The sequence below is a fragment of the Oceanobacillus sojae genome, assembly GCF_007991515.1.
Classification (GTDB): Bacteria; Bacillota; Bacilli; order Bacillales; family Amphibacillaceae; genus Oceanobacillus; species Oceanobacillus sojae.
In genome coordinates, this window is sequence record NZ_BJYM01000004.1 from 65,282 (window position 1) to 86,785 (window position 21,504).

Sequence of the window (21,504 nt, forward strand, 5' to 3'; positions counted from 1 at the left end):
GCCTGATTCAACCGGACCGTTACTGGCTGCCTGATTCCTACATGGAATTTTTGATTCTCTATCTGTTGTTGAAGTGGGAGTCGTACAGCCAGTTACACTGTGATAAATTTTATTTTTTGCACAAGAAATGAAAAAAGTACTTTTAACTGAAGGAATATTGAAAGTATTCTTTCAGTTAAAAAGGAATTTTTCGGCATTATTGTAAAAGGAGGAATTATTGTTGACTTTATTACACTGGGCTGTTTTATCACCTTTTATTGCAGCCATACTTATTCCATTTTTATATAAGTATTTAAAAAGAATACATACTGGCTGGTTTGTTTTAATTCTGCCTCTGGCACTATTTATTTATTTCCTATCATTTATACCTGAAACATCCTCTGGAAACGTGGTCTTAAATAATCTGGATTGGGTACCTTCGCTAGGTATAAATTTCAATGTGTACATTGATGGTTTAAGCTTACTTTTTGCATTATTGATTACTGGTATTGGGACATTGGTAGTCCTTTATTCTATCTACTATCTGTCCAAGCAAAAAGAAAAGCTGAACAATTTCTATGTTTATCTATTAATGTTTATGGGTGCTATGCTGGGTGTTGTTCTTTCCGATAATTTAATTGTTATTTATGTTTTCTGGGAAGTAACAAGTATCGCTTCTTCTTTATTAATCAGCTACTGGTATACAAGAGAAAAATCTATTTATGGTGCTCAAAAGTCGATGTATATTACCGTTTTCGGCGGATTATCCATGCTTGCCGGTTTTTCTCTGCTTTACGTTATTGCAGGCACATTCAGCATTAGAGAGCTAATTGCAAATGCTGACCTTATCATGGCAAGCAGTTTATTTATTCCGGCAATGATTCTTGTCTTATTAGGAGCGTTCACCAAGTCTGCTCAATTTCCGTTCCATATCTGGCTCCCAGATGCAATGGAAGCACCGACACCCGTCAGTGCCTATCTTCACTCTGCAACCATGGTTAAAGCAGGAATTTACCTTGTCGCCAGATTAACGGGGGTTTTTGGCGGCGCACCAGAGTGGTTTTGGATTATTACCATTGCTGGATTAATCACATTGATTTGGGGCTCTATTTCAGCAGTACGCCAGAAAGATTTAAAAGGAATACTGGCCTATTCAACTGTAAGCCAGCTTGGTTTAATCATGAGTCTGCTCGGGGCTGGTTCTGCTGCGTTCTATTTTCAAGATGGAGACAGTCCTTTATATATGACGGCCATCTTAGCAGCAGTATTTCATTTAATTAACCATGCAACCTTTAAAGGAAGCTTGTTTATGGCGGCAGGAATTATCGATCATGAGACAGGAACGAGAGATATCCGCAAACTGGGCGGATTAATGACTATTATGCCTGTAACAGCAACTATTTCTCTGATTGGTTTGGCTTCTATGGCAGGTCTTCCTCCATTTAATGGATTCTTAAGTAAAGAACTATTTTTAACAGGTATGTTGAGCGTTACGGAATATGGTATTTTCAACTTAGAAGCAATCGGATTTATCATTCCTATCATTGCTTTCATTGCCAGTGTATTTACTTTCTTATATTGCATTCTCATGTTTTATAAGACGTTTATGGGTAAATTCGACATAAGTAAATTGAAAGTAAAGCATGTTCATGAAGCACCAATTGGTATGCTGATTAGTCCTATTATATTAGCTGTTCTTGTTGTTTTATTCGGGCTCTTCCCTAACCTGTTAGCATACTCTATTATTGAGCCAGCTATGGCAGCTATCGCTCCCGGGATACTTTCTCCCGGAGAATTTTTTGATGTACACATTACGCACTGGCACGGCTTTTCAGCAGAACTCTTTATGACACTTGGCATTATTGTTTTAGGTGTTCTCTTATTTATAACATTTAGAAAATGGGAAAACACTGCATTTTACCGCGGGGAACAGGATCTATTCAACTATGCCTATGATTATGGATATGATGGTTTAATTAAGGGCTCACAGTGGCTTACCCGGATTCAGATGACCGGCAGATTAAGAGATTACTTCATCTATATGTGCACGTTTATTATGTTAATAATGGGTTATACGATGTACCGATATAATCTGCCGTTAATTCAAAATCTTGATTTATCACCAATACCTGTTTACACATGGTTTGTTATTTTAGTATTTCTTGGCTCTATTTTAACAATTCCATTTCTAAATAATCGGATAGCGATTATTATAACAACTGGCGTCAGCGGTTTTCTTGTAGCTCTTCTATTTGTATTATTCAGAGCTCCTGATTTAGCATTGACGCAACTGCTTATCGAAACAGTATCGGTCGTATTATTTATGCTTGTCTTTTATCATTTGCCAAAGCTGAAAAAGGTGAAGACACCACCAAAAATGAAAACGATCAAGTTAATTATTTCTATCGGTTTTGGACTAATGATTACACTAGGATCCTTATCAGCGTTTTCAATGGGACAAGAGGCAAATTATGAATCTATTTCTGAGTATTATACAGAGAATTCAAAGGAAAAAGCTGGCGGATATAATATCGTAAACGTTATTTTAGTCGATTTTCGTGGTCTGGATACTATGCTTGAGGTACTGGTTGTATCTTTAGCTGTATTGACTGTTGTCAGCTTGATTCGATTACGTTTTAAAGGCGGTGAGGATGTATGATGAAAAAGCCTAATAATATGATGCTGCAGACATTAGCAAGGTTGATTATACTCGTCGTCCTCTCCTTCTCTATTTATTTAATGCTGGCAGGGCATAACAGCCCTGGAGGAGGGTTTATCGGAGGGTTGATGACTGCGAGTGCGATTCTTATTTTATACCTTTCATTTGGCTTAAATCCGATTAAAAAGGTAATCCGTTTTGATTACATCAAAATCATAGGAATTGGATTGCTTTTACCCGGCATAACTGGTTTGGTTTCTATTTTCTTCGGATTTTCTTATCTGAAACAATTTTTTGGATATTTTCACATACCATTAATTGGTGAAGTAGAATTGACCACAGCACTGCCTTTTGACTTGGGAGTATACTTTGTCGTGCTTGCCAGTGCATTAACAATTATTTTAACAATCGCGGAGGATGATAAATAATGGAACTATTAATGTCAATTGTAATAGGGATTATTTTCAGTGTGAGTATTTACCTGTTCATGTCCAAAAATCTGCTCCGCGTTGCAGTAGCCACTTTATTGCTCTCTCATGGAGTGCATCTTTTATTAGTAACGATGTCTGGCTTACAACGTGGTGCATCACCAATCTTAAGCTTTGATGCAGAAGCTTATACAGACCCGCTGCCACACGCACTTGTATTGACAGCAATTGTTATCAGCTTTGCTGTAACTGCATTATTGTTAGTAATGTCTTACCGCACCTATAAAGTGCATAAAACAGATGATTTAGAAGATTTGAGAGGTTCTGCCGATGAATAATATCATAATTTTACCGGTTATTATTCCCTTTATAATCGGTGCTATACTTATACTATTATATAAAAGGCACTCCATGCAGCGTGTCATAAGCGGAATAACTATGTTTGTATTATTGGCACTTTCCGTATTTTTAGCAATCTATGTCTACCAGCATGGAACAATCGTTTTGGAGGTCGGTGACTGGAAAGCTCCATTTGGGATTGTTATTGTAGCAGATCTCTTTTCAACACTGATGCTGCTTTTATCTACCCTGGTGGGAACAGTTTGTTTGTTCTTTGCTTTTCAGACTGTATCTCAGGACAGAGAGAAGCAATTTTTCTACCCGCTTTACCTTTTCTTAATGATCGGAGTAAACGGATCTTTTTTAACAGGCGATTTATTTAACCTGTTTGTATTCTTCGAAGTTATGCTGATATCGTCTTATGGGTTAATTGTCCATGGTGGGACGGGCTATCAATTAAGAGAATCATTTAAATATGTTATTATTAACATTTTTGCATCTGCTCTTTTTATTGTGGGGATAGCCTGGGTATACTCCATTACCGGAACAATGAATATGGCACATATGGCACAGCGTGTTTCAGAGCTTGATCAAACAGGAGCACTTAACATTGTAGCGATTATATTCTTTATCGTTTTTGCTTGTAAAGGAGCTTTATTCCCATTATATTTCTGGTTACCGAGGTCTTATTATGGCCCTCCTGCAGCAATAGCCGCTCTATTTGGTGGCCTTTTGACAAAAGTTGGTATTTATGCGATTATCCGCACATTTACTCTTATTTTTAACCATGATGTTTCCTTTACACATAAGGGGCTTATTGTTACCATTGCTGGTTTTACGATGCTGTTAGGAGTTCTTGGAGCTGTATCGCAATTTGATTTCAAACGGATTCTCTCCTACCATATCATCAGTCAGGTCGGCTATATGGTGATGGGGCTTGGTATTTTCACACCATTAGCTGTTGCCGGCGCCATTTATTATATTGCGCATCACATGATTGTAAAAACAGCACTTTTCTTATTTGCCGGCGCCACACAGAAAATTACAGGAACAACTGACTTAAAGAAAATGGGAGGCTTACTTGGAACACATCCCTGGCTGGCATGGCTATTCTTTATTACTGCCATTTCCTTAGCAGGTATTCCGCCACTAAGCGGATTCTTTAGTAAATTTCCAATTATATTAGCCGGTTTTGAGGAACAGCAATATGTTATTTCTGCTGTTGCTCTCCTGGTCGGACTGCTTACATTATTTTCTATGATGAAAATATTCAGTTATGCCTTTTGGGGCAAACAGAAACATACAGAGGAACAAGCAAAGATTCCAGTAGGAAAATTGTTACTGCCTATCTTACCGCTTGTTGCACTGACAATTATTCTAGGTTTTGCAGCGGAACCGATTTTCACGTATTCGATGGAAGTTGCAGAAGAGATTATGAATCCTACAAATTATATTGAATCTGTGCTTAAGGAGTAGTTGCTATGCCTTTTCAAATATTAATAAACGTATTGCTCGCGATACTCTGGATGTTTTTACAAAATGAGTATACATTCGTAAGTTTTCTTTTCGGCTATTTAATCGGAATTCTAATTTTATTCGTCATACGCCGTTTCCTTAAGTTTGATTTTTATTTAAAAAGAGTCTGGGCTATTATTAAATTAATTTATCTCTTTATGATTGAATTAATTAAAGCTAATATTGATGTTGTGAAGGTAGTACTTAAACCGAAGCAGGATCATCAGCCTGGTATCGTTGCTGTCAGAACAAGCCTCGAATCAGATTTTGAAATTTCTATGCTGGCAGCATTAATCACTTTAACACCTGGAACGATTTCCATGGACTTCTCAGATGACAGTAAAACCATTTATGTGCATTCTATTGATGTTCCGGATAAAGAAGCAATGATTAAAGATATTCAAGATTCTTTTGAAAAAGCGATTATGGAGGTGACGAAATAATGTTTGATATAGTTATGATTATTGCATTAAGTGCACTCTCCATCGCACTTGTTTTATTGTTTATCCGTATTATTATCGGTCCTTCTACACAGGATAGAATTCTGGCATTGGATGCCATTGGTGTTCTGCTTGTCGGTTTTATCGGGATTCTGATGATTTTACAAGATACTTCCGTGTTCTCTGACATTGTTCTCGTACTGACTATTTTAGGATTTGTCGGGACCTTGACCCTGTCAAAATTCCTAGAAAGAGGTGTTGTCATTGACCGGGATGATTGAAGTAATTGTAGCTGTCTTTGTTATCATTGGTGTATTCTTCGCAGTAGTGAGTGCCATTGGTATTGTCAGATTAAAAGATGTATACAGCCGCGCACATGCCTCTGGTAAAAGCGCGACATTGGGTGTTATTTTTATTATGCTTGCTGTATTTATTCACTTTTTATCACAGGGCGAGATGAATGCAAAAATATTATTAGCTATTCTTTTCTTATTCTTAACAGCTCCGGTAGCCAGTTTAATGATAACAAGATCAGCCTACCGCAACGGTGTGAAACTCGATAAGAATACCGTAATCGACGATTTAAAAGAGATGTACGAAACCGATGACAGTAAACAAAATAAATGATTAAATAATTTAAAAGCTCAGATTCTCCTGAAATTTTGGGAGTCTGAGCTTTTTATATGGCTTCTTGGTTTATTGAAATTCTCAAGTGACGAAAGAAATATAATAATTTTTTATTTCAGCTCCCGTATTGTGCATGGACAGACACGTTTTTTACCTTCCGCACATAAGATTAGGCTATAGGCAATTACCTAGAAGATTTAAAGGTGCTGACTCTCGGAGGTGATGGGACTTGTCCATTGTATTATCTGCACTTGGATTATTTATTAAAGAAGCTTTATTTTTCGTCTCTTATGTAAAGAATCAATCTTTCCCCCAGCCACTATCCCCAAAAGAAGAAGCAAAATACATCCAATTAATGCAGGAAGGAGATGAAGAAGCCAGAAACAAACTGATTGAGCATAATCTCCGTCTCGTAGCTCATCTGGTGAAAAAATTTGAAAATACCGGGGAAGATATGGAAGACTTGATCTCTATCGGCACGATCGGTTTGATTAAAGGGGTTGAAAGCTTTTCTACCGGAAAAGGAACAAAGCTTGCTACTTATGCTGCGCGCTGTGTAGAGAATGAAATCCTCATGCACTTAAGAGCTTTAAAAAAGGTTAAAAAGGATGTATCCCTGCATGATCCAATTGGGCAGGATAAGGAAGGTAATGAAATCAGCTTAATTGATATTTTAGAAGCTGAAAATGAAAATGTCATTGAGTATATCCAATTAAATATGGAGATTTCTAAAATTGAACAATACTTCTCCATTCTGGACAGCCGGGAGCGCGAAGTGATTGTATACCGCTATGGTTTAAACGACCAGGATGAAATGACACAGAGGGAAATTGCGAAAAAGCTGAATATCTCCAGAAGCTATGTATCCCGTATTGAAAAGCGCGCGTTGATGAAGATTTTTCATGAGTATTATCGGAATGAGCATCCATCATTTTAAATATTGAAGTTGATTATTAAAATAAGAGTGCATATTAAAATGCTTCAAGTGAAAATTTATCACTTGAAGCATTTTTTGTATTACATCATATCATTTTTTCAGATACACCGATTCTTTTTATATGAATAAAATGACTACATAATTTAGTAAGGAGTGACGAAATTATGGTGTCATATATGGACTATACTTCCTCATCAGCCCAATTCTTTTTTGATGTAAATAAAAGTCCCCTGTTCAAAAAGGACAACAGAAACTTAATTAATGTTTTAGGAGTTCAACAGTTAAATACATTAGAAAATGTATCTCTGCTTGACATTTTTCTAAGTGAGGATAATGTTGTAGAACCGCACTATCATCAAAATGCAGCTGAGCTCGTTTACTGTATTTCCGGTGCTGCCACAGTTTCAATGCTTAACCCATTTACAAAAGAAATAATTAACATCCCTATTACACCTGGTCAAGTCGCGAACGTTCCACAGGGTTGGTGGCATTACGAGGTCGCTACTGCAGATAACACGCATATATTAGCAATCTTTGATGCTCCAACGCCTGAGGTGGTTTTAGGTTCTGATATCTTAAAATTTACTCCCTCAAATATTATGGCCCATACTTATTGTCTGGATGAAAACCAGTGGAAAAAAGCGATAGAACCTGTAAAACCGTCAACGTATATCGGTCCTTATAAGGATTGTGAAAGAGAAAATAATAGGATGGATAAACGACAATATAGAAACAGGTCGTATCAACAGCAGGAATATATTCAGCAGTATCAGCAAGATCCCTATGCTCCAGGATATCCATATTATTGAAATAGGTTAAGGAGTATAACGGAAATATGGTTTAAGCCATGTTTCTGTTTCATTTCATATTGATTCAAGGACTTATAAACAATATTTTTCTAAAAAAACAAAAAAATCAATCTAATTTGCTCATTGGTATTTATTAATTAGATAAATAGTGTAAAATAAATGTAAATAGAAAAAGTTTACTAATAGTAAATTTTTGAAGGGGGATTACACATAGATGTCTGAATTAAAAGATAAATTAAAAGGACTTGCTAAAAGAGTAGAAGCATTAGAAGGAAAAATTACTACTGAAGAAGCGACTAAAACAAGTATTATTATGCCTTTCTTTCAAATTCTGGGTTATGATGTATTTAATCCAAGTGAATTTACTCCAGAATATACAGCTGATGTCGGGATAAAAAAAGGAGAGAAAGTGGATTATGCTATCATGGACAACGATCTTCCTGTGATTTTGATTGAAGCCAAGTCAATTGCAGAACAATTACACAAGCATGATTCACAATTATTCCGCTATTTTGGAACTACGACAGCTAAGTTTGCTATACTTACAAATGGAATCGAGTACAAATTTTTTACTGACCTGGATGAACAGAATAAAATGGATTCCTCTCCTTTTTTCGAATTTGATTTGCTTGATTTAAAGGATAGTGAAATTATAGAATTAGAAAAATTTAAAAAAGATAAATTTGACTTAGAAAATATATTCAGCACTGCTTCAGAATTAAAGTATACAAGTAAAATCAAATCTTTGCTAACAGAGATATGGGAGGAACCAAATGAAGAATTTGTTTCATTCGTTTTAGCCCATGTATATGAAGGACGTAAAACAAAAAATATTCTCAACCAATTTTCTCCAATCGTTAAACAATCATTAAAACAGTTTATTAATGAGTTAGTGAACAAAAAATTAAGTGCGGCATTAAACTCTACCAGTGATGAGAATAAAGTTAAAGATGAAAGTAAACAGCCTGAAAATGCGTCTGATGATGAAATTGATATTGATGCTGGAATCATCACCACAGAAGAAGAAATTCAAGGTTTTGCTATTGCTAAAATTATTTTGTCTGAAATAATAGAAGAGGACAGAATTTACTATCGTGATACTAAAAGTTATTTTAATATTCTATTAGATGATAACATTAGAAAATGGGTCTGTCGTTTAGGCCTGGATTACAATAAAAAATATATTCGATTCAACGACAGTGATAAAACTACCGTATATATAGAGAAAGTATCTGACTTAATGAATCATAAAGAAAAACTAAAAACTGTTACCGCTTCTTTAATCAATTAAATTATGGATAAATTAAAAAGAGAGAAGCCTAATCTAAAGCTTCTCTCTCCCATACTCTCTATTCTTTTTCAATCTCCACATTCTTCGATGGAGAGAATGTGGAAATAGCGTGTTTAAAAATAAGCTGCTGCTTGCCATCTGTTTCTAACAGTACCGTAAAATTATCAAATGCTTTTACCGTTCCTCTTAATTGAAAACCGTTTGTTAAAAAAACTGTTACAAAGATATGATTTTTTCGCAGCTGATTCAAATATTGATCTTGAATGTTCACGGATTGAGCCATAAATGAGTTCCTCCTCTTTTCTATCTATACATCTTTATTCGATTTATTATTCTAAAAATCCTGCTAAATCACTTAAAATTAATTTCATTTGTTGCGATGCTTCTTTTTCAGTCAGCTGATACCAGTTCACATCCAGCTTATTCCGAAACCAAGTAAGCTGTCTTTTCGCATATTTTCGTGAGTTTTGTTTTACCGCAGCAATCGCATCTGTTTGTGATAATCGATTTTCCAAATAGGCAACAATCTCCTTATATCCAATCGCATGCATTGATTGACAGTCCTTATAACCTTTTTCAATAAGCGCCTGGACTTCATCGATTAAGCCTGCCTCTATCATTTGGTCCACCCGCCGGTTAATCCGATCATATAATATTGCCCGTTCCATATCTAATCCGATAATAAATGGATCATACGGAGACTCTGCCTGCTGCTCTTTTTGGTAGTCCGACATTGTCAGTCCGGTCAGTTCATAGACCTCTAATGCGCGCACAAGACGCCTATGATTATTTGGATGAACTTTTCCCGCTTGTTCCGGGTCGACCTGCTTCAAGCGCTCATAAAGCTTTTCTGTACCTTCTGCTTCAATCTGCTGAAACAGCTGATTTGTTAACTCCTCATCACGACGCTGATCAGAAAAATGATAATCAAACAGTACAGATTGAATATACAATCCGCTTCCCCCAACAATAATAGGAAGGTTACCTCGCTCATGAACAGCTTCAATATGATATTTCACATGCTCTTGGAAATCCGCCACAGAAAACGGCTGATCAGGACGGATAATATCAATCATATGATGAGGGATGCCTTCTGTTTCTTCTTGTGTTACCTTTGCCGTTCCAATATCCATTCCAATATATATTTGTGTCGAATCACCGCTGATAATTTCTCCCTGGAACTTTTTTGCAGCGGCAATTCCTAATGCTGTCTTTCCGACTGCAGTTGGTCCTACGATAGAAACTACTTTTTTCTTCATTTACCTATTCCTCAACTTCAATATTTTTGTTCCCATTCTACATAATACGCTTAAACATCTTTTCTAATTCATAGGTAGAGAAATGAACAATAATCGGTCTGCCATGCGGGCATGTAAAAGGATCTGTTGTACTGCGTAAATCCTCAAGCAATTGGAACATTTCTTCATTTGTTAAATAATGATTTGCCTTTATCGAACGTTTACAGGACATTAATATCGCCGCTTCCTCACGTATCTTTTCTACATTAACTGTTGATTCCTGAATAAACTGATCTACCATTTCACGTATAATTTCTTCTTCAAAACCTGTTGGAAACCATGTTGGATGAGAACGTATGACATAAGTTTGGCTGCCAAAAGGTTCAAAAAATAATCCGGCTTGTTCCAACGTATCCTTTGCTTCTTCGATAAAAATAGCTTCTTTTCTAGAAAAGTCAAAGGTCATCGGTATTAAAAGCTCCTGTGATTCATTAATTGGCTTGCCCAGCTTGTTTTTAAAAAATTCATATTTAACCCGCTCTTGCGCTGCATGCTGATCTACCATATATAAGCCATTTTCGTTTTGTGCCATAATATAGGTTCCTTGCAGCTGGCCAATTGGATACATCATTGGTACCCGTGTGTGCTGTTCTATTCTCTCTTCTGTTTCAAGAGGGGCTAAGATGTCTTTTAAAGGCTCCTCAGAGGCTCCGGCTTCTTGGCTGATAGTTGATTCGTATCCTTCCCCATTCATCTCTATGTCCTTATTCTCGTCACGAAGATAGGCGGGTTCATCCTTGTGAAATGGATTCTCTTCCTTGATAACCGGCTCTGATTTTTCAAATTCAATATTTTTCCCGGTTTCCTGAAATGGATTGACAGGCTCCGTCTCGAATTGAAAAGTATGCTGTTCTGATTTTTCTCTTGGTTCCGGCTTTTTCGTTACTTCTGGAATAAGCGTCATTTTCCGAAAATGAGACTGTATCATATCTCTGACAGCTGCATAAAGCTCTTTTTCTTTACTGAAACGAACCTCGAGCTTAGCAGGGTGGACATTCACATCAACCAATATAGAATCCATTTCAATGGAAAGGACAACAATTGGTGATCGGCCAATTGGAAGCAATGTATGATACCCTTCGATCACCGCTTTATTTATAGCAACGTTTCGGACAAATCTGCCATTAATAATGGTGGACATATAATTTCTGGACGCTCTCGTTACTTCCGGTTTCGCTATATATCCAGTAATCGTAAAATCTAATGTCCGGTATTCAACTGGTGACATTTGCTTGGCAACACTCATCCCATATACTTGTGAAATCACCTGAAGCATATCATTATTTCCTGATGTTTTTAAAAGCCCCTTGCCATTATGAGTTGCTTCAATCCGAATTTCCGGATGAGCCAGTCCCATCCGGTTCAAAACATCTGAGATATGCCCAAGCTCTGTATGCAGGCTCTTCATATATTTCAAACGCGCCGGTGTATTATAGAATAAATCTCTGACAACAATTTCTGTTCCTTGACGGGCATCGCTTTTACCTCTTTTGACCACTTCTCCGCCTTCTAATTCTAATGACACTCCTGCTGCGTTTCCTTCAGAAGTTTGAATAGAGAGTCTGCTTACAGAAGCAATACTCGCCAGTGCCTCTCCGCGGAATCCCAGTGTTTTCACATGGAATAAGTCAGTTTCTGTACTTATTTTACTTGTAGCATGTGGTAAAAAAGCTTTCTCCACATCTTCAGCAGCAATTCCAGAACCATTATCAACAATTCGTATTTCCGATAATCCTGCTTCATGTACATCGATTCGTATCCAGGTCGCTCCCGCATCAATGCTGTTTTCCATGATTTCTTTTACGACCGACGCGGGGCGTTCTACCACTTCCCCTGCCGCAATTTTATTTGCTAAGCTATCCGGCATTTGCATAATTGGCATGCTATCACCTTCCTATAAATGCGTGTTCAAAAAGTTGCCAAATTAGAAGCAAATCGGCAAAACCACTTCAACGATGAGATTCGCCGCTTATCATTTGGTGATTTTTTGAACTTCCTATTACTTTATCTTTTTCTGCAGGCGATACAGCTCATTCATAGCCTCTAATGGATTCATTTCCAATATATTTAAGCTTTTAAGCTCTTCCAAAGCTGTATTTTCTTTATTACTTAACTTTGCTCTCTTATTTTCTTTTCTGTTCTCCTCCACAAAGAAGGATAATTGATCTGATTGAGCTTCTTCCGGTTCAAGCGATGCTGCTGACTCGTTCAGATCTTCTTTTGTACCGCTGCTTTCAAAGCCTTTCAGAATAACAGAAGCACGGTTGATTAATTCGTCAGGCAAATCAGCTAATTTAGCTACATGAATCCCGTAGCTTTGATCCGCTGCTCCTTCTTTAATTTGATGAAGAAAAACAACATTTCCTTCATGCTCTTCCGCACGGACATGGATGTTTTTTAAGTGCTCTAACGAAGCTTCTAAAGCGGTCAGTTCATGATAATGGGTTGAAAACAGTGTTTTAGCATGAATATGGTTATGAATATACTCCACAATTGCCTGAGCCAAGGCCATCCCATCATACGTGCTTGTCCCCCGTCCAATTTCGTCTAATAGAATCAGACTGTTGGAGGTAGCATTTTGAATAGCATGCCTCGCTTCAAGCATCTCTACCATAAAGGTACTCTGCCCGGAAACAAGGTCATCTGCAGCACCTATCCTTGTAAAAATTTGATCAAAGACAGGTAATATCCCTGATTCAGCCGGGATAAAGCAGCCAGTCTGCCCCATAATCGCAATCAGAGCTACCTGTCGCATATAGGTACTCTTACCGGACATATTTGGACCAGTAATCAGCAGCATCTGATTATTGTCATCTAACTGCACATCATTGGGCACATAAGTTCCGCTCTTCATCACTTGCTCGACAACTGGATGGCGGCCGCCTTCTACAGAGAACACACCTTTTTGAAAGGCAGGACGCTTATAATTATTTTCTTCACTAATCGTTGCAAATCCTTGTAACACATCTATTTCACTAATTATTTGTGCAAGCTGCTGAATTAATGGAATATCCTGCTTGATCCGTTCTCTGAGTTTAATAAATAAATCATACTCCAGTTCAACACTTTTCTCATCTGCCTCTAAAATAAGTGTTTCTTTTTCCTTTAACTCTGGTGTGATAAACCGCTCCGCATTTGTAAGTGTTTGTTTACGGTCATAGCGGTCATCCTTTAGTAAAGGCAGATTTGGTCTCGTCACTTCAATGTAATAGCCAAATACACGGTTATATCCTATTTTAAGCGATTTAATACCGGTTAGTTCCCGTTCTTTTTTCTCTAAAGCTGCAATCCATTGTTTTCCATTCCTGGAAGCATCGCGATATTTATCTAATTCTTCATGGTAGCCTTCCTTAATCAGAGCTCCTTCTTTGATAGAGATTGGCGGCTCTTCTACTAAACTTTTTTCCAAAAGGTCCACAATATAATCTGGGTAGATTAAAGAATCTGCCAGGTCTGTTACTTCAGAAACCTTAAGCTGCCCAAGTATCTCTTTAATCGCAGGAATTTTCTGCAGCGATTGTTTTAACTGAATTAAATCTCTTGCATTAACATTCCCGAAAGCAATTCTTCCAGATAAACGTTCTAAGTCATATACTGATTTTAAGCTCTCTCTTAAGCTCTCCCGTTCCATAAAAGCATCCAGGAAAGTCCCGACAATCTCAAGACGGCGGTTTATTTTAACTTGATTTAACAACGGACGCTCCAGCCATTTTTTCAGCATTCTGGCTCCCATTGCTGTTACTGTCTTATCGAGCACCCATAATAAACTGCCATGCTTCGATTTTTTCATAATGGACTCTGTCAGCTCTAAATTACGTTTTGAATACATATCCAGGCTCATATATTGTTTTAATTCAATTACTTCTGCCGGCTGCAGATGATCTAAGGAGCGTTTTTGGGTATTCTGGATATAATTCAATAATCTGCTGAAAGCCTTCATCAGACGCTCATCATTTAAGTTCTCACTTAAATCGCGAAATTCTGCATTAAAATTCACTTCATCCTGATAGGACAGAGTAATCTGCAATCGTTCCCGGAGCTGTGCTTGCATTTCTTCAGGCAGGTTTGAGGAAACTACAATTTCCTTTACCGGCTGATGGTAAAATTCGTGAATCACACTATCCCAGCCGTCTTCCATTAAAGCAAGGCGATTCTCGCCGGTTGACAAATCGTTATAAGCAATCACAAAGGAGCCATCTTCAAAATGAGACAGGCTGCCGATATAATTGTTCTCTCCCTCCACAAGCATGTTGCTCTCCATAACCGTTCCCGGTGTAATCATTTGGACAACTTCCCGTTTAACAACACCTTTAGCTGTCTTTGGGTCTTCAACCTGCTCGCAGATAGCTACCTTGTACCCTTTTTCAATCAGTACCTTAATATAATTTTCTGCAGAATGATAAGGCACTCCGCACATTGGAATCGGGTCATTACCTCCCGCCCGTTTAGTTAAAGTAATTTCCAGCTCCTGTGCAGCCTTTGTTGCATCATCATAGAACAACTCATAGAAATCCCCGAGCCGATAAAATAAAAAGGCATCCTTATATTGTGATTTTATTTCTATGTATTGCTGCATCATTGGTGTTAATTTAGCCATAAAAAAGTTCCTCCAGCTTGCTATAATTATCTATTTTACTTCTATTTATATTGTAAACAGGTTCTTATATTGTTTGGTCTCATGCATCTTTTAAATGAAAATTTTAAGATGGATGGAATTTCATTATAGCATATTCCAAAGCATCCTTGTCCTATCTTGTTTGAAAAGAAAACGAGAGTATAGCTACCCTCGCTTCATTTTAATCTTTGTGTTTATGATGAATAAAATCTGGACGAATATCTTCTGCTTCATCATCGGTCATTTCATAATCCCACATAACATCATCTTCATCGTCATCGCTTTTCCAGTTTGGCTTTACTTTTACACAGATTTTTGTTTCACCAATAATCTGAACAACAAATTCACGTTCAATATCGATAGACACACTTCCACCTTTATCTGAAATCATGCACTCTAAGCAGTTGGGCTGCTGAAGCACTTTTGCAATAATATCGTATTCATCATTAATACAATTATCATCCTTCACAGATAAAGGAACTAAATCTGTATACTCCACCCTTTCTGTAACAACCTCTGTTTTCGTGTTGTCGTTGTAAGAATACCATACATTAATATCATAACTGCCACTGATAATGACAGTATCCTCAGACTTCTTCTTTGCGTGGTACAAATGGTTAATTACCCAGCATCCAAGAATACTTGTCGGACGATGGCTTGGAGTTATGGTATGGGTATCTTTGGTGAATTTTCTGCCTTTACCACATACTGCTTTCGTAATGATTTCTCTATATTCTTTATCAAGAAAAGTCATGATACATTTTACCTCCTCTTTTTTCATAGTCATTTTATGCACGGCAAATACCTAAAGTGCATAACTATTGCCAAGAAAAAAGAAAAGGAGCCGCCTCATAATAGCTTGAAAGGTTTTTATTTTTAAAAATGGGCTAAAAGTGGGCGCCTTTAACTGCTATAATGATGAATTTCTCTTTTTATATTCAGCGATAAAGAAAAGCCGGACAAATAACTGTCCGACTTTATCTGCTTATTCATTTTATTAAATTGATACAAAATTAGTGCGCACAGCTGGAACTATTTTGTGTTTGCGAACCTGTCTCACCTTTTAGCACATCGCCGCCTGTAGATTCAATAATATCATTTGTAACTGTACGGGATATTGTTTTGGAAACCAGCTGTAAGACATCATTTACAACAATTTGTGTTTCTTTAAACTCCTGAACAACAGGAATTTCATCAATTTCATTTTGTAATCGGTCAATTTCCTGCTCGATCCGCTGTAAGGCTTCCTTCTTATCATAGGCTTGGAAGTTTACCGCCTGTTTTTGTAAGGTTTTAATTTTCTTAATCAAGCTTTGGACTTTTTTATTCTGGTTTAATTTAGCCTCCACTTGTTTGAAACGTTCAATTTCTTCTGTATTTGCAAGCATTGCAGCTAATTTTCTTGCTTCATCAAGTACTTCTTTTCGCTCATACATTGCCATCTTATTCCACCTCAACTCTATTCTCGGCCATTACACCGTTTAGTGACCATGTTTTCGTGTCTGTAATTTCTACCTCAACAATCTGCCCAATTACGGATTTAGGTCCTTTAAAGTTTACTAATTTATTCCGTTCTGTATAGCCGGCAAGAACATCTGGATCCTTCTTACTCTCTCCTTCAACAAGCACCTTAACAACTTCACCCTGATAAGTCTTCATTGATTCTGCTGATTGCTTATTAACCAGCTCATTTAAACGATATAAGCGCTGTTTTTTTACTTCTTCGGGTACATCATCTTTCTTTCTGGCAGCAGGTGTGCCTTCCCGTGGTGAATAGATGTAAGTATAAGCTGCTTCGAATCCTACTTCTTCCATTAATGTCATCGTTTCTTCAAACTGCTCTTCCGTTTCGTTCGGGAAGCCGACAATAATGTCTGTCGTAAGTGTCGCGTTAGGCATTGCTTCACGAATTTTTCGAACCAATTCTAAATATTCTTCCCTGGTATACTTACGATTCATTTTCTTTAATATTTCGCTGCTTCCAGATTGAACTGGCAAATGAATATGATCCAAAAGATTTCCGCCCTGTGCCAGAACTTCAATTAAACGATCATCAAAGTCGCGGGGATGCGAGGTTGTAAACCGGACACGCGGGATGTCAATTTTATGAATATCATCCATTAAATCGCCTAAGCCATATTCAATATCTTCAAAGTCTTTTCCATACGCGTTCACATTTTGACCGAGAAGCGTAACCTCTTTATAGCCCTGTGCGACAAGGTGACGTACTTCCTGAATAATATCCTGAGGACGGCGGCTGCGTTCTTTCCCTCGTGTCATTGGTACAATACAGTATGTACAGAACTTATCACAACCGTACATAATATTAACCCATGCTTTGATTTTACCTTTACGTACTTTCGGCAGATTCTCAATAATGTCGCCTTCTTTAGACCACACTTCAACAATCATTTCTTTACCGAACAATGCTTCTTTGACAAGATGCGGCAGACGGTGAATATTATGTGTTCCAAAAATCAAATCAATATGCTGATGTTTTTTCAAAATCCGGTCTACCACGGATTCTTCCTGTGACATACAGCCGCATACGCCAATAATAAGATCCGGTTTTTCCAATTTCAACGGTTTTAAATGCCCAATTTCACCGAATACTTTATTTTCAGCATTTTCACGGATAGCACAAGTATTAAGCAGGATAATATCCGCTTCTTCCGTTACATTTGTGGACTCATAGCCCATCTCAGATAAAATACCAGCCATTACTTCTGTATCATGCTCGTTCATTTGACAGCCATAGGTTCGTATTAGAAACTTTTTGCCTTCCCCAATTCGTTGCATATCCTCCGGGATAGAGAAATCATAATGAAACTGAATATCTTCCTTGCGACGTTTTCTCGCTTTCTTTATATCTGGAGCTTGCGGCTCATATTCCGCATGAAAATATTTAGCGATTAATTCTTCACTGGATGTATTCTTAATTCGTTCAATATTTGCTTCTTCGCTACGAATCTGGGCCTGCTGTTTACGTTGTTCTTCGTTCATCAGGTTGATCCCCCTTCTTTCATCGATTCATATGTATTGATGCACTAACTTACAGTATAAAGCCTACAGAAAAATTGTACAATACTCAAGGCTGTAAACATTAAAAAAATCTCTTTTTTCAAATTTGAAAAAAGAGATTTTTTCTGATTCATAAAGAAATAATTGCTAAATTACCAATTAATTTGAGAACGGGTATGCTTCTGTCCAATTGGGCAGTATATATGCCTCTTCTTATTGAACAGATGCGCGAAACACCCCTTATCTTGGCTCAATAATTAACTTAATAGCTGTACGTTCCTCATTATCAATTAAAATATCTGTAAATGCTGGTATACAGATTAAATCGACCCCACTTGGTGCTACAAAACCGCGAGCTATAGCAACTGCTTTGACGGATTGATTCAATGCTCCCGCACCGATTGCCTGGATTTCAGCCGTACCCCGTTCCCTAAGTACATTTGCCAAAGCTCCTGCCACTGAGTTTGGATTTGATTTTGCTGAAACTTTTAAAACTTCCATCACTAGTACCTCCTCATGTGCTATTTATACATTTATTGCTACTATTTCTCCTGGAGATGTATACCTTGTTCGACTGGACAATAAGCAGATATTATGCAAAGAAGGGGTGATCGTCATTAATGATAATCCTTGCAATGCTTAATGCTTTACCAGTCGAATCGTCCGTACTAATAAATACTCCATTTAGTTGTGTTCTTCCCTTTTTTTCGATTTCGAAACGTACTGGAAGGGAAGTTTGAAATCTTTTAATAACGGATTCCTTCTCCACGCCTAATATCGCATCATACGGTCCTGTCATCCCCACATCTGATATATATGCAGTACCACCGGGCAATATTCTTTCATCAGCAGTTTGTGTATGGGTATGTGTGCCGACAACAGCTGTTACTCTTCCGTCTAAATACCAGCCAATTGCTTGTTTCTCACTTGTTGCTTCCCCATGAAAGTCTACAAAAACCGTTTTGGTTCTTTTTTTAGCCTCCTCAACTAACTGATCCGCTTTTTCAAATGGATCATCAATTGGCGGAAGGAATGTTCTTCCTTGCAGATTAATCACGGCAGCTTCTTTCCCATTAATATTCGTATAAGTAATGCCTTTTCCAGGATTATTTTCTGGAAAATTTGCCGGGCGGATCATAGCCGGTGCCTGATCAATAAACTCAAAAATTTCTTTTTTATCCCAAGTGTGGTTTCCCATTGTAATGACATGAGCACCTGCTTGCAGAAATTGCTTATAAATTTTTTCTGTGATTCCTTTTCCTGCAGCGGCATTCTCTCCATTTATAATGGTTAAATTCGGCTTATATTTTTCTTTTAATTTCGGCAAGTACTCCGTAATCATATCTCTTCCCGGAGAACCTACAACATCACCAATAAATAATATTTTCATTATTATCCAACCTTCCTTTGCTCCTGCTACATACACCCATATTATAATTCTCAAAAAAGGAGTCAATACCAAAATCTATGGGGACAAACAGCATTGAATTTGTTACTAGCAGCCGTTACGAAATACACTACGCTAGTTAAGTATCATTATCATAAGTATTCATATATTCCACCCATAGATTTTTGCTGAAAAACTCGAAAAAGAATCAGAACTTTTTTATTTTCTTTAAAATACAGGATAGCTTATTTTACCTGAAAAAGTAAATGTATGCTCATCCTCAAATTTATATTTTTTATAGAACAAAAAAACAAAGGCGACATATGCCGCCCTTGCTTTTATTTTGCGTATTCAACTGCTCTTGTTTCCCGAATAACCGTAATCTTAATATGTCCAGGGTAGTCGAGCTCCCCTTCAATACGTTTTCTGATATCACGTGCAATTCTCGCTGATTCCATGTCATCAATATCATCAGGACGAACCATGATACGAATTTCACGACCGGCTTGGATAGCAAATGACTTCTCTACGCCTTCAAATGACTCAGATATCTCTTCCAGTTTTTCTAGACGCTTGATATAATTTTCAAGTGTTTCACTTCGAGCTCCTGGTCTGGCAGCAGAAAGTGCATCTGCAGCTGCAACTAATACAGCGATAACGGAGGTTGCCTCTTCATCTCCGTGGTGGGAAGCAATTGAATTTATAACAACTTCAGGTTCTTTGTATTTCATTGCCAATTCTTTACCAATTTCAACGTGACTGCCTTCCACTTCATGATCTATCGCTTTTCCGATATCATGCAGCAGGCCGGCTCTTTTAGCAAGATTTATATCTTCACCTAATTCAGCCGCCAGCAGTCCTGACAAGTAAGCAACTTCCATTGAGTGCTTCAAGACATTTTGACCGTAGCTTGTACGATATTTCAAACGACCCAGAATCTTTACAAGATCCGGATGTAATCCATGGACTCCAACTTCAAATGTTGTTTCTTCACCCACTTCACGTATATATTCATCAACATCACGTCTTGATTTTTCAACCATCTCTTCAATACGTGCCGGATGAATTCTACCATCTTGTACAAGTCTTTCTAATGCCATTCGTGCGATTTCACGCCGTATCGGATCAAAACCGGAAAGAATAACTGCTTCAGGGGTATCATCAATAATTAAATCAATTCCTGTTAATGTTTCTAATGTACGGATATTCCGTCCTTCTCTACCGATAATGCGGCCTTTCATCTCATCGTTTGGCAAGTTCACAACAGAGACCGTTGTTTCAGCAACGTGATCAGCTGCGCATCTTTGAAGTGCAAGTGATAAGATATTTTTCGCTTTCTTATCTGCTTCTTCATTCGCACGATTTTCAGCTTCTTTAATCATTACCGCTGATTCGTGCTGTACTTCTTTTTCGATACGCTCTAAAATAAGTTGTCTCGCTTGTTCGGTTGTATATCCTGAAATGCGCTCAAGCTCAGCTTGCTGCTCGTCTTTCATAGCTTCCACTTTGCTTTTCATTTCTTCAATTTGTTGTTGTTGTTCCACTAAAGTTTGTTCTTTCTGTTCAAGCAGAACTTCACGTTTGTCTAATGTTTCACTTTTTCTGTCCAGATTTTCTTCTTTTTGCATCAGACGATTTTCTTGCTTCTGAGCTTCCATACGACGCTCACGAATCTCATCTTCGGCTTGCTGACGAAGCTTGTGATTCTCATCCTTTGCTTCCAGAAGCGCCTCTTTCTTAGCAGCATCTGCATTTCTACGTGCTTCGTCCATAATTTGTTTAGCTAATGTTTCCGCACTAGAAATCTTAGCTTCTGCAATAGATTTACGTACCAGATAACCAACAACAATACCGACGACTAGAGCAAGCAAAATGGAGATGATAATAATAGCTGTGTTCATAACTTCACCTCCTATTGCCTATAAAATTGTAAATTGCGTATTTGTCGGCATATCACATTTTCAAATGCATTAAAATAAAGGTAATTTCATAATACAAATTATAAAATTATACACTATTAATATTAATTCTCACCAGCCTGAATGTCAAGGAGCACCCGATATATAAATTAAAATATATTCGAAATTTTGTTATATAGTTTGTTTATAAGAACAAACCCCTGCAAAACATCCTATAGTTTAAGAGTGTGCTACTCTTGA

20 protein-coding genes are annotated in these 21,504 nt (G+C 37.5%); 10 read left to right on the forward strand and 10 right to left on the reverse strand.

Annotation, left to right across the window (positions count from 1 at the left end; genetic code table 11):
- The first annotated feature begins 220 nt into the window (after positions 1–220).
- The 10 genes from OSO01_RS05665 to OSO01_RS05710 all read left to right on the forward strand — a co-directional run bounded on the left by OSO01_RS05665 (position 221) and on the right by OSO01_RS05710 (position 9,024).
- Positions 221–2,638: a Na+/H+ antiporter subunit A gene (locus OSO01_RS05665; RefSeq protein WP_147209478.1), complete on the forward strand. Its 2,418-nt coding sequence runs from the start codon at positions 221–223 to the stop codon at positions 2,636–2,638.
- On the forward strand, positions 2,638–3,066 hold the full coding sequence (locus tag OSO01_RS05670; RefSeq protein WP_147209674.1) for a Na(+)/H(+) antiporter subunit B: 429 nt from the start codon (positions 2,638–2,640) through the stop codon (positions 3,064–3,066). Before OSO01_RS05665 ends, OSO01_RS05670 begins: the two co-directional genes overlap by 1 nt.
- Complete coding sequence (locus tag OSO01_RS05675; protein ID WP_147209479.1) at positions 3,066–3,404, forward strand: Na(+)/H(+) antiporter subunit C; 339 nt, start codon at positions 3,066–3,068, stop codon at positions 3,402–3,404. The genes OSO01_RS05670 and OSO01_RS05675 overlap by 1 nt, the downstream gene beginning before the upstream one ends.
- On the forward strand, positions 3,397–4,881 hold the full coding sequence (locus OSO01_RS05680; RefSeq protein WP_147209480.1) for a Na+/H+ antiporter subunit D: 1,485 nt from the start codon (positions 3,397–3,399) through the stop codon (positions 4,879–4,881). The genes OSO01_RS05675 and OSO01_RS05680 overlap by 8 nt, the downstream gene beginning before the upstream one ends.
- Positions 4,882–4,886: 5 nt before the next feature.
- Positions 4,887–5,363: a Na+/H+ antiporter subunit E gene (locus tag OSO01_RS05685; protein ID WP_147209481.1), complete on the forward strand. Its 477-nt coding sequence runs from the start codon at positions 4,887–4,889 to the stop codon at positions 5,361–5,363.
- Complete coding sequence (locus OSO01_RS05690) at positions 5,363–5,641, forward strand: Na(+)/H(+) antiporter subunit F1 (RefSeq protein ID WP_147209482.1); 279 nt, start codon at positions 5,363–5,365, stop codon at positions 5,639–5,641. The genes OSO01_RS05685 and OSO01_RS05690 overlap by 1 nt, the downstream gene beginning before the upstream one ends.
- A complete protein-coding gene (gene mnhG, locus OSO01_RS05695) occupies positions 5,634–5,987 on the forward strand; it encodes a monovalent cation/H(+) antiporter subunit G (RefSeq protein WP_147209675.1) in 354 nt (117 codons plus the stop codon). Before OSO01_RS05690 ends, mnhG begins: the two co-directional genes overlap by 8 nt.
- A gap of 229 nt (positions 5,988–6,216) precedes the next feature.
- Complete coding sequence (gene sigK / locus OSO01_RS05700) at positions 6,217–6,924, forward strand: RNA polymerase sporulation sigma factor SigK (RefSeq protein ID WP_147209483.1); 708 nt, start codon at positions 6,217–6,219, stop codon at positions 6,922–6,924.
- 164 nt (positions 6,925–7,088) lie between these two features.
- Positions 7,089–7,733, forward strand: coding sequence for a cupin domain-containing protein (locus OSO01_RS05705; RefSeq protein WP_147209484.1), 645 nt, complete (start codon positions 7,089–7,091; stop codon positions 7,731–7,733).
- Positions 7,734–7,947: 214 nt separating this feature from the next.
- The gene (locus OSO01_RS05710; protein WP_147209485.1) at positions 7,948–9,024 is read left to right on the forward strand and encodes a type I restriction endonuclease; all 1,077 of its coding nucleotides are present in this window, start codon (positions 7,948–7,950) and stop codon (positions 9,022–9,024) included.
- Between the two features lie 58 nt (positions 9,025–9,082).
- On the opposite strand, the gene hfq is transcribed toward OSO01_RS05710, so the two are convergent.
- The 10 genes from hfq to rny all read right to left on the reverse strand — a co-directional run bounded on the left by hfq (position 9,083) and on the right by rny (position 21,246).
- Positions 9,083–9,307 carry an RNA chaperone Hfq gene (gene hfq, locus OSO01_RS05715; RefSeq protein ID WP_077601236.1) on the reverse strand — a complete coding sequence of 75 codons (225 nt, stop codon included), beginning with the start codon at positions 9,305–9,307 and terminating at the stop codon, positions 9,083–9,085.
- Positions 9,308–9,353: 46 nt separating this feature from the next.
- Positions 9,354–10,283 carry a tRNA (adenosine(37)-N6)-dimethylallyltransferase MiaA gene (miaA, locus tag OSO01_RS05720; RefSeq protein ID WP_147209486.1) on the reverse strand — a complete coding sequence of 310 codons (930 nt, stop codon included), beginning with the start codon at positions 10,281–10,283 and terminating at the stop codon, positions 9,354–9,356.
- 37 nt (positions 10,284–10,320) lie between these two features.
- Entirely contained in the window at positions 10,321–12,204 is a 1,884-nt protein-coding gene (mutL, locus tag OSO01_RS05725) for a DNA mismatch repair endonuclease MutL (RefSeq protein WP_147209487.1), read from the reverse strand.
- 117 nt (positions 12,205–12,321) lie between these two features.
- Positions 12,322–14,919 carry a DNA mismatch repair protein MutS gene (mutS, locus tag OSO01_RS05730; RefSeq protein WP_147209488.1) on the reverse strand — a complete coding sequence of 866 codons (2,598 nt, stop codon included), beginning with the start codon at positions 14,917–14,919 and terminating at the stop codon, positions 12,322–12,324.
- A 199-nt stretch (positions 14,920–15,118) separates the two neighbouring features.
- Positions 15,119–15,691, reverse strand: coding sequence for an outer spore coat protein CotE (locus OSO01_RS05735; RefSeq protein ID WP_147209489.1), 573 nt, complete (start codon positions 15,689–15,691; stop codon positions 15,119–15,121).
- Positions 15,692–15,950: 259 nt separating this feature from the next.
- The gene (locus OSO01_RS05740) at positions 15,951–16,379 is read right to left on the reverse strand and encodes a YlbF/YmcA family competence regulator (protein ID WP_147209490.1); all 429 of its coding nucleotides are present in this window, start codon (positions 16,377–16,379) and stop codon (positions 15,951–15,953) included.
- Position 16,380: 1 nt separating this feature from the next.
- Positions 16,381–17,940: a tRNA (N6-isopentenyl adenosine(37)-C2)-methylthiotransferase MiaB gene (gene miaB / locus OSO01_RS05745; protein WP_147209491.1), complete on the reverse strand. Its 1,560-nt coding sequence runs from the start codon at positions 17,938–17,940 to the stop codon at positions 16,381–16,383.
- Between the two features lie 258 nt (positions 17,941–18,198).
- Positions 18,199–18,459 (reverse strand): stage V sporulation protein S, encoded by a 261-nt coding sequence (locus OSO01_RS05750; protein ID WP_042534912.1) that lies wholly within the window; start codon positions 18,457–18,459, stop codon positions 18,199–18,201.
- Between the two features lie 91 nt (positions 18,460–18,550).
- Entirely contained in the window at positions 18,551–19,348 is a 798-nt protein-coding gene (gene ymdB / locus OSO01_RS05755) for a 2',3'-cyclic-nucleotide 2'-phosphodiesterase (RefSeq protein WP_147209492.1), read from the reverse strand.
- Positions 19,349–19,683: 335 nt separating this feature from the next.
- A complete protein-coding gene (gene rny / locus OSO01_RS05760) occupies positions 19,684–21,246 on the reverse strand; it encodes a ribonuclease Y (RefSeq protein WP_147209493.1) in 1,563 nt (520 codons plus the stop codon).
- Positions 21,247–21,504 lie beyond the last annotated feature (258 nt).

Excerpts from the sequence above, each read along its gene's own strand:
- mutL (WP_147209487.1), bottom strand. The coding sequence starts at position 12,204 with ATGCCAATTATGCAAATGCCGGATAGCTTAGCAAATAAAATTGCGGCA.
- OSO01_RS05710 (WP_147209485.1), top strand. The coding sequence starts at position 7,948 with ATGTCTGAATTAAAAGATAAATTAAAAGGACTTGCTAAAAGAGTAGAA.
- mutS (WP_147209488.1), bottom strand. The coding sequence starts at position 14,919 with ATGGCTAAATTAACACCAATGATGCAGCAATACATAGAAATAAAATCA.
- mnhG (WP_147209675.1), top strand. The coding sequence starts at position 5,634 with ATGATTGAAGTAATTGTAGCTGTCTTTGTTATCATTGGTGTATTCTTC.
- hfq (WP_077601236.1), bottom strand. The coding sequence starts at position 9,307 with ATGGCTCAATCCGTGAACATTCAAGATCAATATTTGAATCAGCTGCGA.
- OSO01_RS05685 (WP_147209481.1), top strand. The coding sequence starts at position 4,887 with ATGCCTTTTCAAATATTAATAAACGTATTGCTCGCGATACTCTGGATG.
- ymdB (WP_147209492.1), bottom strand. The coding sequence starts at position 19,348 with ATGAAAATATTATTTATTGGTGATGTTGTAGGTTCTCCGGGAAGAGAT.
- miaA (WP_147209486.1), bottom strand. The coding sequence starts at position 10,283 with ATGAAGAAAAAAGTAGTTTCTATCGTAGGACCAACTGCAGTCGGAAAG.
- OSO01_RS05735 (WP_147209489.1), bottom strand. The coding sequence starts at position 15,691 with ATGACTTTTCTTGATAAAGAATATAGAGAAATCATTACGAAAGCAGTA.
- OSO01_RS05675 (WP_147209479.1), top strand. The coding sequence starts at position 3,066 with ATGGAACTATTAATGTCAATTGTAATAGGGATTATTTTCAGTGTGAGT.
- OSO01_RS05690 (WP_147209482.1), top strand. The coding sequence starts at position 5,363 with ATGTTTGATATAGTTATGATTATTGCATTAAGTGCACTCTCCATCGCA.
- OSO01_RS05680 (WP_147209480.1), top strand. The coding sequence starts at position 3,397 with ATGAATAATATCATAATTTTACCGGTTATTATTCCCTTTATAATCGGT.
- OSO01_RS05740 (WP_147209490.1), bottom strand. The coding sequence starts at position 16,379 with ATGGCAATGTATGAGCGAAAAGAAGTACTTGATGAAGCAAGAAAATTA.
- miaB (WP_147209491.1), bottom strand. The coding sequence starts at position 17,940 with ATGAACGAAGAACAACGTAAACAGCAGGCCCAGATTCGTAGCGAAGAA.
- OSO01_RS05750 (WP_042534912.1), bottom strand. The coding sequence starts at position 18,459 with ATGGAAGTTTTAAAAGTTTCAGCAAAATCAAATCCAAACTCAGTGGCA.
- OSO01_RS05705 (WP_147209484.1), top strand. The coding sequence starts at position 7,089 with ATGGTGTCATATATGGACTATACTTCCTCATCAGCCCAATTCTTTTTT.
- rny (WP_147209493.1), bottom strand. The coding sequence starts at position 21,246 with ATGAACACAGCTATTATTATCATCTCCATTTTGCTTGCTCTAGTCGTC.
- OSO01_RS05670 (WP_147209674.1), top strand. The coding sequence starts at position 2,638 with ATGAAAAAGCCTAATAATATGATGCTGCAGACATTAGCAAGGTTGATT.